The following is an 11,467-nucleotide window of genomic DNA, read 5'->3' as shown; positions in this document are numbered from 1 at the left end:
TTTCCATCACATCTTTACCTGTGATTTCATCTAAACTCTTTACTTTTCCTAATGTATACATAATTTATGATTTTAAAATGTTATGTTTCTAAATAACTTCCCTCTAACTCCTTACAAACTTGCCAATACTCTCTAAAAGTTGGGGTTTGTCTTCCAAAGCGATTTTAGCGATGGCATAAAACTCGCGTACCCACTTCTCGAAGGCGGCAAAAGCGGCGTCTTTGTCCTTAGTAGCCTGCTGACTTTCACCTCTTTCAAGGACGTAAGTGGCTTCGGCTTGCTTCACATCGGCAAGGGCGGTGAGCTGGGTTTCGATATGCTCAGCAGTGATTTTAAGTTTGTTGAGCGGAGTGAGCAAATCGGGTTTGGCTTTGAGTTCTTTGTAGAACGCCTCGATGTCTTCAAGGAGCTTATTGGTACGCAAAGGCGCCACTCCCTTGATATGAAGGGCAATAAGGATTTTAGGCTCCTCTTTGTAAATGATTTTAGCCTTTTTGCGGTCGGTAGTGTAAGTGTTTTTAAAGGCTTCGAGCTTTTTAGAGAGCTGGTTATAGGCGAGGGTCTCCTCGGAGCTCTCGCGCTTGTTGGTTTCGTACATTTGGGCAGCGGTATCGTACAGGGCTTTGCCTTGTGCAATTTCTTTTTCGCCATAGCCATACTCAGCTAATTCCTTTTTTAGGACATCATTCTTGGAAATATTCTCAAAAATGAAGGAATAATTCTTGAATTTTTCGGTTGAAATGTGGATAATTGCCATATTAATTCAATTTTTAAATGATTATTAAATTATTTTTACTATTTTTTACTTGATTTTGCGTTCCCGTGACTTAATATTGTATTCCCGTGAATTGATATTCCGTTCCCATAATCTAATATTACGTCCCCGTGAGTTGATTTCGTATTCCCACGACTTAATATTGTGTTTCCGTGAGTTAATATTGGAATTTTTATAATCTATTAAGATTTAAATTTACCAAATATTATTTTTCAAAAGCAAAAATACATATTTTTTTTAGAATATCTATATTATATTATTCTATCCACTCTATATTGTCTGGATTTTTTAAATAAATCTCTCTCAAAATTTTAGCTATTTGAGTATTTTTGTCTTTAATAGTAATAATTAAAGTATCTATTGCTCTTGTAAGAGGAATTAATGTCCATAAATTTACAAATCTTTCCCTCTTTTCATCAAAGGATTCTAAAGCTAACTCTTCTTGATTAATTTCTTCTTTATATGTATTGAATTTATACTTCATAAATTCATCTAACTCCAAACAAACGACAGTCCACCCTTCTAAACCTCTACATGATTCATATTGTAAAAGTCTATGTTGATTAATATCTACAGGATAATTTGTCCTTAAATCTTGTTTTGTGCCATCCCATATAGAAATCTCTTTTTTGAAAAATTCCTCTGTTTTAATAAAATATCTTTCTTCTTTTCCTTCTTGATTTCTCTTATAAACTAAATTAGGTGGGCATAGGAACATCATGTCATAGGCACTATTCAGGTTAGCTTTACATGCTTCAAACTCTCTTTTATGGAGTTCTTCTGTATAATCTCCTATTTTGACAATTATTTTTCCTCCATAATAGTCTTCCTTTGCTTTCAAATTCCAATTTGTATTTAATTTAGTAGCTATATCATTTACAAAATTTACAAGTACTACTTTTTGTCGCAAACTTATTTTTTCATTGGTTTTTCTAAAATCAATATCTTTCCTCAATCCTTCTATCCAATTACATTTTTTTTGAGAACGAATTAATTGATCTACTCCATCTGCTACAATAGATTTTTGTCTTCCAAAAATAAAAAAAATGATTTTCTTTTCTATTTCATTCCAATCTTGACCTTCATCAATTAACACATAATCCCATGCTATTTGCTGATGTCTTGTTTTCATTAATTTTTCTAAGTCAGAATGTTCTATTACTTTATTTTCTACGTACTCATAAAACTCATTTAACAAATCATAATAGCGATTTAAGTAATTAGGTATATAAACATTTCCTTTATTACTTTTTTCAGTTTGTATTTCAAAACCTAATAGTATTTCATAAAAAAATTTATGAAGAGTTGATATATTGACGGAACGACTATCTATATCATCAGGTATTTCACCCAAAGCTAGCATTCTTTTTATATCACTAACTAAAGCATGATTATAAGTAAGTATCAAACACCTTGCTCCTTCATTTTCAGCTAAATCACAAGCAATATTAATTAGTTTTATAGTCTTTCCTGTTCCAGCTCTTCCAGAAATAACAACAAGTTTTTCTCCTATGGCTTGTGCATAAATTTGTTCTTTAAGTATTTTTTTTGTGATTTGTTCTAATTTTCTTCTATTTAAGTCTCCCATAGATTCTTTGACTTTTGAAAACAAATCAAAAATCCTATCCATTTCATTAAAATCATAACTTTGATTGTACTTTAAACTTTTAAAAGTACAATACCCTTTGGGTTGATTAGTATCTTTATTTATAGGATTATAAGGTATTGACTGAACGCAGGCTAATTGGAATAACCATCTTAAAGTAAATTTATTAGGTAGATAATTATGCTTATCATAAAGGTTAGGATTACTATTTAAAAAATCTTTTTTAATTGTATCAGCACTTACATTACGAAGCCAGATGAAATTACATATATATGGAGAAAAGTTAAGTCTATCTTCAAAATAATTTTTTAGTGAATATTTCTGATTTTCACTTTGGGTTGTAACATCGTGAAGTTTATCGTTATAACGGACTAATAAAGTTGTACCTTCTAATTTAATTTTATCAGCAGAATGAAGTTTTGTTTCAATTACAAAACAAAAATCATTTATAAAGAGATTCCTATTTTCTTGAGGATAAAATATTTCTTTCCCATTTTGGAAAGTTTTTGATTTTGTTTTAATATTCATTGAAAAACTATCAAACTTTCCTATTACAATAATATCAACATCCTTTGTTTCTTGACCGAAAAGTGTTACATTACTTAATATTAAAATCTCTCCATTTGTGCTTGGAGATTTTCTAAGTTCTTCTTCAAATATTTCTTTCAAAACAATAGCATCTTTATATTCATTAGAGTCCTGTTTCCCTTTTATTCTAATTGTTACTCCCATTCTTATATTTTTAATTGATACTATAACTTTTTCTATGATATAAAACGCTCTGGCAAAGCTCATTTTTATCACTTTTTATGCAACGACCTTTGCCAAAGTGCTGTGATTAACTATTAATCATTAACCGTTAATCATTGTTTATACATTTTTTCCCTCAATTCCTGAATATTTTTATCGTCCATATATTCATCAAAGGTCATATAGCGGTCAATAATGCCACTGGGGGTAAGCTCGATGATACGATTGGCGACAGTTTGTGAAAATTCGTGGTCGTGAGTGGTGAAAAGCACGGTGCCTTTGAAGTTTTTCAGCGAGTTGTTGAAGGCGGTGATACTCTCCAAATCCAAATGGTTGGTAGGTTCGTTAAGCATAAGCACATTGGCGCGCAACATCATCATACGGCTGAGCATACAGCGCACTTTCTCGCCTCCTGAGAGTACTTTGCAGTTTTTGAGGGCTTCCTCTCCACTGAAAAGCATCTTGCCCAAGAACCCGCGCACATATACTTCCTCGCGCTCTTCCTCTGTTTTTGCCCATTGGCGCAACCAATCTACCAAGGAAAGGTCTTGGGTAAAGAAATCGGAGTTATCCACGGGCAGGTAAGACTGCGAAGTGGTGATGCCCCACGCAAAAGTACCCGCATCAGGCTTGAGGTTGTTGTTCAGAATCTCATAAAAGGCAGTGGTGGCGCGTGAATCCTTAGAAATCACGGCTACTTTGTCGTCTTTGGCTAGATTAATGTCTACATTCTTAAACAATACCTGTCCGTCGATAGACGCAGCGAGGTTTTCCACGTGTAGAATTTGGTCACCAGCCTCGCGGTCGCGGTCGAAAATGATGGCAGGGTAACGACGAGAGGACGGTTTGATTTCCTCGATATTGAGTTTTTCCAACATCTTCTTACGAGAGGTTGCCTGTTTTGATTTTGCCACGTTGGCACTAAAGCGGGCAATAAATTCCTGCAATTCTTTAGCTTTTTCTTCCGCCTTTTTGTTCTGTTGCGCACGTTGGCGGGCTGCCAACTGACTACTTTCGTACCAGAAAGTGTAGTTACCGGAAAAATGGTTGATTTTTCCGAAGTCAATATCCGAGATATGGGTACAAACGGCATCGAGGAAGTGGCGGTCGTGGGAAACGACAATCACCGTATTGTCGTAATTTGCTAAAAAGTTCTCCAGCCAGCTGATAGTCTCGAAGTCGAGGTCGTTCGTAGGCTCGTCCATTATGAGTACATCGGGGTTGCCAAAGAGGGCTTGTGCCAAAAGTACACGCACTTTGAGCTTGCCATCCATTTCGGACATCATAGTGTAATGCATATCTTCGGTAATGCCCAAATTGGAAAGCAGTGCAGCCGCATCACTCTCGGCATTCCAGCCGTTCATCTCATCGAACTGTATTTGTAACTCACCAATGCGTTCGGCGTGTTCATCGGAATAGTCCGCATAGAGGTCGTCCATCTCTTTTTTGACTTTGGAGAGGACTTTGTTGCCCATAATCACCGTGTCGAGCACAGTATAGTCGTCATAAGCGTAGTGGTCTTGTTCAAGCACCGACATACGTTTGCCCGGTTCGAGGATAACGCGCCCCGAAGTAGGTTCTTGCTTGCCAGAAAGGATTTTGAGGAAGGTAGATTTGCCTGCTCCATTGGCACCGATGATGCCGTAGCAGTTGCCTTGTGTAAAGGTTACGTTTACCTCATCGAAGAGGACGCGCTTGCCGAATTGTACGGATAAATTGGATACTGATAACATTGTTAATGATTAATGTTTAATGATTAATTAAAGATCTACGGTAAAAATAGTATTTAGTTGGTTCTTCAAAGCATATTTATAAAAATCTAATACCCCTTTGCTCCAACTCAACAAATAGTTAAGTTCTTCCTCGTTTTTAGTATATGAGTAGTCTGAGGGAATTTTGTCAAAATTCTTTTTGATAATCTCTTGTAGATTATTCTCTTCAAGATAGTCTACAATTTTTTGAATATTATCGAGGTCATTCACAAATATTACACAATCATTATGATCCAATAATAAATAACCTCCAAAAACAATATTAGGAGCTATTCCTTCTTCTTTGTACCAATCACCCTCACAAAGACAATAGTGAATGCCTTCCCACGCTTTATCTATCTGATAACTTTTGGGTGTACCCAAGAGATTTTCTTCAATAGTGTTGAGCATATAAGCATACATCTTGTCATCATCTTGTTCTGCAATAGCATCTACCTGCTCATCACTAAGTGCATAAAAAACGCCTAATCGTGCCATAATATATTTTTATTATTCGTCTCGGTTATACAAAATTGTTAAGTAAGCACTTGCTTCCATATTATCCAAAATAGGTTTAGGATTATACATAAAAGTTTTGGTTTCTTTTTTAGGATTATTCTCATTCTCTTCAAATACATTTCCTCCCGTAGTGGTTTCCAACTTATTGGTGCTCAAATTAAAACTCACTATAGTTTCCTCTCCAGTACTCCTATCAAAACTATTGGTTTCCACTCCAATAAGTTCAAAATGGCTATTCTGGTATCTGAACACATACTCTACATTGGTAATATACCAAGAGCCTGCTGAAAAGAAATATTGAAAATTCAGTCGTAAGGTATTGTTTTTTATGTTTATATCACCTTCCTCTAACGGATCTAATAGAGAAGAATTTTCTTTTGGAGGCTCTATAAAACCTTTATCATTCTTAGCGGCTAATTTGTAAGTACCATTTTCCTGTTTGAATAGTACCAAAAGAGCCCTTGGGTTGGTATTCAACGTATCATTATATTCTGTAACACTTATATTATTAGGATTTTTTTGTTCTACAATAAGAGCTGTATCTGTTAAGCCATCTTTGTTGAGATCTCCATCTACTTTCATTATAGCAGACCAATGTTTAGGCACAAAATCTTCCATTTTATTTCCTTGCTCAGGGAAATCAGTCGGATATTCTTCTGTTACTGAGGTAATCGAATCTTCTTCTGTTGTTGAAGTAAGAGGTTCATTGGTATCAATCACATTAGCATCCTTTTTCTTAGATAAGAAATCACAAGAACTTCCTAATAGGAAAAAAGATAGAATGCTAAATAGAAATAAGACTTTCCTAAAAATAATAAATTGCATACCGATCATATTTTTGCGCAAAAGTACACAATATTTGTAAGATATGGAAATAGTTGTGATTCTAAAAGAAAATTATTCTCTTAGTTCTCTCTCCATTTTTCTTACAAAGCGATTGAGCTCTTTACTCTTATAAAAATCAAAACAACTATAAATGATACTGTTTTGAAGATTTTTATAATCAATAAATTATTTTTCTGCAGTGATTATTAGTGCCATTGATTTTTCCTTATCAAAAAGGTCTTTTTTGAAATTACCATATAGGTTGATGGCTTGAAATCCTATTTTGGTGAGCCATTGGGTGAGTTCGTCAGCGAAAATAGGCTGTAATAATTCCTCATTTTCTATGGTATCGTCCAAAATGGTCTTAAAAATAATTTTTCCTTCTTTATTGAGATAGTAAAATCGCTCAAACTTCACCTTATCATTGATTATTAAGGGGAGATTACCGAGGTAATCGCCTTGCTGCTGGGCAAAATACTTCTGAAAATTGACCAATTGCAGGACGAGCTTACCTCCTTGAGTGAGTTGTCTGTAAGTTTTTTGTAAAAAGAGCTGTACAGATGCCTTACTATCCAGATGCGGAAGTGTATTGCCAATGCAAACAATGTTGTCAAAGGTGGAAAGCCTATCAATATCGAGCATATTAAGCTGCTGTACAGTAACACCTTTTTCGGCGGCTTTGGCAATAAGTCGTTCGCTAAGGTCTATAGCGGTAACCTCATAACCTTCAGAAAGTAGGTGATCAGTGAGGTTGCCCGTAGCTGCACCTACATCAAGAACAGTATACCCACGGAGTTCGCTGGCAAAAAAGGTCTTATGGGCTGGGGAGAGTGGAAAGATAAAGTCATACTTTCCCGCAATTTCGTTATAGAACTTGGACATAATAAACAATGATTAATTTTTAATGACTAATGAAATTAAGACGCTAAATCCCCCAATAAGGAATACATTGATAAAGTTCTAAAACACCTTTCCAATGCCTTTTCAAGCATAGGGTAGAGTATTTTCAACTGTATCATAGCATATTTTCTAATGCAAATGTAAGAAATATTTGTGAGATATAAAAAAGCTTGGTAAAGTGATTCCTCTTTCTTCCTATTAAATGAAAGACGGGAGACTTTCGTCTCCCGCCCTTCACATTTATTTAAGCCAGTTACTATTCATTTTTAAGATATAACCAACCTGATTTTTGTTGAGTATTTTTATTTACATCTAAATATTCTAGGATATAGTAATAAGTACCTTGTGGTAACTTACCATCTTTACCTACAGTAGTACGTCCTGTAGAATATCCCTTAAACGGATCTGTATTCGTATATCCATCTTTTTCATATACTAATACTCCCCAACGGTTGAATATTTTAAGATTATTCTTAGGATATAGCTCTATATTCTTAATAATAAATCCATCATTGTAACCATCTCCATTAGAAGATATACCATTATAGAAAGTAAGAGGTTCATCATTAAGAACTACTATTGTTACTCGTGCATCCTTACACACTGAAGGATTGGAAACCAAACATATACGATAGGTTACATGATAAGTACCTGAGATTGCTCCTTGAGGTACAGTAACATCTCCATTATTATTGATCACTACTCCTGTAAGTCCTCCATTATTTGCTAAGGATATCTGTACCAAAGTAGGATCCGTTATTGGATTCCCTGACAGAGTATCGGTACCTCCCACTGCATTATTCAATACATTACCTACTACTGTTGGCTGTATGCTCTTGACTGGAGTTGCTGAAAAATCATCATCATTAGCCACAAGTGCAGGATGTAATTTTATAGTAGCGGTTCCTGTCTTACAATTAGTAGGACTTGCTTTTTGACAAACAGTATAAGTATATGTATAAGTTCCATCTGGTGTATTAGGAGCTATAGTAATCGTTCCATCAGCATTCATTACAAGGTTTGTACTGCTTGATGTACCTGGGGTCAGAATCACATCAGTGATAGGAGAAGGATTCTTTTTACCATTAAGTTCATCATTTTCCAATACGCTTGGTGTATTAACAGACTGATTTATAGGATTATCAATATCAAATACATCATCTTGAGCTACATAAGTACTTACTTCAATAGTAGCCTTAGCATAAGCAGTTTCTGTAGGATCTGCCTTATTGATGATTGTATAATAATAGATGTAAGTTCCTATAGCGATTCCCGGTTTTACAGTAATACGTCCGTCACTATTCATTTCCAGATGACTATCAGGTGCTGGCTTACCTGTAGTTTTTTCTATGGAGACATCAGATGCAGTAAGCCCAATACGAGATCCTAACTTATCATTATCCAATACACTTGGTGTAAGCCCCCCTGTGACTCCTACATGCCATACTCCATCATCAGTGGCTATAATCCTACCATCTACTACTTCTAAATAAGCATTAGCAGTACTACAGTTACCGGAAACACCTCGTTCACAGATAGTATAAGAATAGACATAAGCACCTCTAGGTGTACCTTGTGCTACAGTGATATTTCCATCACCTCCCATAGTAATACCCGAATGAGGAGAAATACCAGGAGTAAGGATTACATCAGTAGCTGGAGAGAGTGGTCCTGTTTTGCCCTCTAAGGTATCAACTCCTAAAGTAAATACTGTTTGTGATGTAGTATTCGTTGTCGCATTGGAAATACGACCAAAATCATCATCAATAGCTTTGATTACGTTCCTCTTAACGGTTAGTTTCACCTTAGCAGTATCACAACCATCACTATTACATACTTTATAAGTAATTTCATAATTACCTGAAGGTGTTCCACTTGGTATTATTACTTTTCCATCAGTATTTACAGATACTCCTGTAAGTCCTCCATTGTTAGCAATTGTTACTGTCACATTGGCTGGAACAATAGGGGTACCATCCTTAAGCTTATCATTACTTAGTACATCTATAGAGCCTCCTGCACGAGGTAAAGTAACTGTATCATCTACCAAGTTGAATGGAGAAGAAGAAGGTTTCACTTTCACTGTAATTGTCTGAGTTGTGCAAGTTGCTGGAGTAGCCTTATCACATACTTGTACAGTAATAGGATAATCTCCTGCTGGAGTTCCTTGCGGAATCACCACATCTCCTGTTGATGGATTAATACTTGGTACTGGTGCTCCTGGTGCTTTAGGTACTGCTGGTGTAGGTATTGTAATAGTTACATCACTTGGATTAGGCTTGCTACCATTAATCTTCACATTATCTGTGATATTTCCAATCACTCTTGGAGTTGCATTATTGGAAGGTTCTCCCGTAAATTCATTAGGAGAAACTTCTACTTTATTCCTTACCACTACAGTCACTGTCGCCTGGTTAGATGCGGTAGTTCCTCCTTTTTCAGTGATTGTATACTTAATAGTATAAGTACCTGCTGGTGTGCTTCCCGCTACCTTTACCTTACCTGTAGCTACCTCTATAGTAACTCCCGTATAGGTAGTGGAAACTTGTGTGATAGTAACTTCAGAGGCAGTAAGTCCTGTCTGTCCAGCTAACTTATCATTAGCAAGAATATTTACAGCGACTCCTCCATCTGTTACTTCTTTTGTAGTACCACTATACTCTATATGCTTGTTACTATAGTCATCATCAACGGCTTGAATGGTGTTGCCCGCAACAGTTATAGTTGCTATGGCTGTCTTACAAGTTTGCGCATCAGCAGGTGTTGCCTTATCACATACCTCATAAGTAATAGTATAATTACCTGGTTTTACTCCCTTAGGTATCATTATTTTACCTGTAGAAGTGTCCACACTTGGCACTGGTGCGCCTGGAGAAGAAGGCTGTGCAGGGGTTGTTACACGGATAACAACCTGACTTGGTGAAGGCTTATTGCCATTTACTTTAGTATTGTCCAGGATATCTCCAATTACTTTAGGTGTATTATTAGTAGAAGGAGTTGCATTAGGTATTGTAATAGAAGTTACCTCAAGCTTATTCTTCACTATAATAGTTACCGTAGCCTCATTGGAGACATTACCACTATCAAGCTTATCAGTGAGCTTATAACCTACTGTATAAGCACCTGCTGGTGTATTTGCCGCTACATTTACCTCACCTGTACTTGTGTCTATAGAGATATGAGGATTAGTAGTAGTCTGCGTAATAGTAACATCGGTCAAAGTAAGTCCAGTTTTGTTACCTATTTTATCATTGGTTAAGATATTTGCTACTGTACCATCAGCTTTTTTCACTTTGGTTGTTGTAGTACTCCTTTCTATAGGAGCCATATTATTGCTCTTATTATCATCATTAGCTACTAAAGCATTGGAACCTACTTTTACTTTTGCCACAGCTTGCTTACATGTCTGAGGGGCTCCCTTATCACATAAAGTATAAGTAATAGTATAGTTGCCATTAGGTACCCCTTGAGGTATCTCTACCTTCCCTGTGGTAGAATTGATACGAGGTACTGGAGCTCCTCCTTGTGGAGTAGCCGGTGTATCTATAGTAATGGTAACGTCATTAATAGAAGGGGTAGAACCATTAATCTTTACATTTCCATCGGTGATAATATCTCCTATAATATTAGGGGTAGTCCCTGTAGATGGAGTTCCTGCAAAATTATTAGGAGTAGGCACTTCCACTTTATTGATAACCCTTACCTTCACAGTAGCTACTGAAGATTCATGAGAAGAGCCCTTTTCCTTAATCTTGTAGGTAATTGTATAGTCTCCTTTAGGGGTATCGGCAGCTACGATTATCTTACCTGTAGTAAGATCTATCGTTACTTTAGGATTACTAGGGGTTACTGAAGTAATATCTACTTGAGAGGTAGTGAGCCCTACAACACTGCCAAGCTTATCATTACTCAATATATTTACCTCTGTTCCTAAGGCATTCTTTACTATTGTTGTTCCTTTTTCTACAGGAGAGGAAGTATAATCATCATCTATCGCTTGGATGGTATTTCCTGATACAGTAACTTTTGTTGTCTGTGTTTTACAAGCCTGAGGAGTTTTCTTATCACATACCTCGTAAGTAATATTATATTCCCCTGGAGCAGTACCCTGTGGTATTTCTACATCTCCTGTTGATGGATTAATACGTGGCGCAGCTGTACCTCCTGGCTTAGGCTGTGCTGAAACCTTTTCTGTAATCACTACATCACCCGCATTAGGCTTTGAACCATCTACTTTTGTATTGTTCAATATATTACCCACTACTTTAGGAGTGCTATTCACAGAAGGATTCCCAGAGAAATTAGTCTGAGTAATCTCTATCTTATTCTTAATGGCTACCT

General features: G+C 36.1%; 7 protein-coding genes. All 7 read right to left on the bottom strand.

All coding sequences use genetic code 11. The annotated features are described in order from the left end of the window. Positions 1-103 precede the first annotated feature (103 nt). Positions 104-757, bottom strand: a complete 654-nt coding sequence (locus VJJ03_RS11170) for a hypothetical protein (protein WP_323975646.1) — start codon at positions 755-757, stop codon at positions 104-106. A 274-nt stretch (positions 758-1,031) separates the two neighbouring features. Further along, positions 1,032-3,176, bottom strand: coding sequence for an AAA family ATPase (locus tag VJJ03_RS11165; protein WP_323975645.1), 2,145 nt, complete (start codon positions 3,174-3,176; stop codon positions 1,032-1,034). Positions 3,177-3,244: 68 nt separating this feature from the next. Next, a complete protein-coding gene (locus VJJ03_RS11160; RefSeq protein ID WP_323975644.1) occupies positions 3,245-4,864 on the bottom strand; it encodes an ABC-F family ATP-binding cassette domain-containing protein in 1,620 nt (539 codons plus the stop codon). Positions 4,865-4,891: 27 nt separating this feature from the next. Then, on the bottom strand, positions 4,892-5,380 hold the full coding sequence (locus VJJ03_RS11155) for a DUF1877 family protein (RefSeq protein WP_002679046.1): 489 nt from the start codon (positions 5,378-5,380) through the stop codon (positions 4,892-4,894). 12 nt (positions 5,381-5,392) lie between these two features. Beyond that, positions 5,393-6,226: a hypothetical protein gene (locus VJJ03_RS11150; RefSeq protein WP_323975642.1), complete on the bottom strand. Its 834-nt coding sequence runs from the start codon at positions 6,224-6,226 to the stop codon at positions 5,393-5,395. Between the two features lie 186 nt (positions 6,227-6,412). Beyond that, a complete protein-coding gene (locus VJJ03_RS11145; protein ID WP_323975641.1) occupies positions 6,413-7,108 on the bottom strand; it encodes a class I SAM-dependent methyltransferase in 696 nt (231 codons plus the stop codon). 274 nt (positions 7,109-7,382) lie between these two features. Further along, a partial coding sequence (locus VJJ03_RS11140) for a gliding motility-associated C-terminal domain-containing protein (RefSeq protein WP_323975639.1) occupies positions 7,383-11,467 on the bottom strand: 4,085 nt, incomplete at its 5' end.

Source organism: Capnocytophaga sp. G2 (assembly GCF_035282625.1).
Taxonomy (GTDB): domain Bacteria; phylum Bacteroidota; class Bacteroidia; order Flavobacteriales; family Flavobacteriaceae; genus Capnocytophaga.
Note: the sequence above shows the minus strand (reverse complement) of the source record. Positions and strands in the feature narration are given on the sequence as shown.

Bases quoted from the DNA above. Each gene is read 5' to 3' on its own strand.
- VJJ03_RS11165 (WP_323975645.1), bottom strand. From the start codon at position 3,176: ATGAGCTTTGCCAGAGCGTTTTATATCATAGAAAAAGTTATAGTATCA.
- VJJ03_RS11170 (WP_323975646.1), bottom strand. From the start codon at position 757: ATGGCAATTATCCACATTTCAACCGAAAAATTCAAGAATTATTCCTTC.
- VJJ03_RS11145 (WP_323975641.1), bottom strand. From the start codon at position 7,108: ATGTCCAAGTTCTATAACGAAATTGCGGGAAAGTATGACTTTATCTTT.
- VJJ03_RS11155 (WP_002679046.1), bottom strand. From the start codon at position 5,380: ATGGCACGATTAGGCGTTTTTTATGCACTTAGTGATGAGCAGGTAGAT.
- VJJ03_RS11150 (WP_323975642.1), bottom strand. From the start codon at position 6,226: ATGCAATTTATTATTTTTAGGAAAGTCTTATTTCTATTTAGCATTCTA.
- VJJ03_RS11160 (WP_323975644.1), bottom strand. From the start codon at position 4,864: ATGTTATCAGTATCCAATTTATCCGTACAATTCGGCAAGCGCGTCCTC.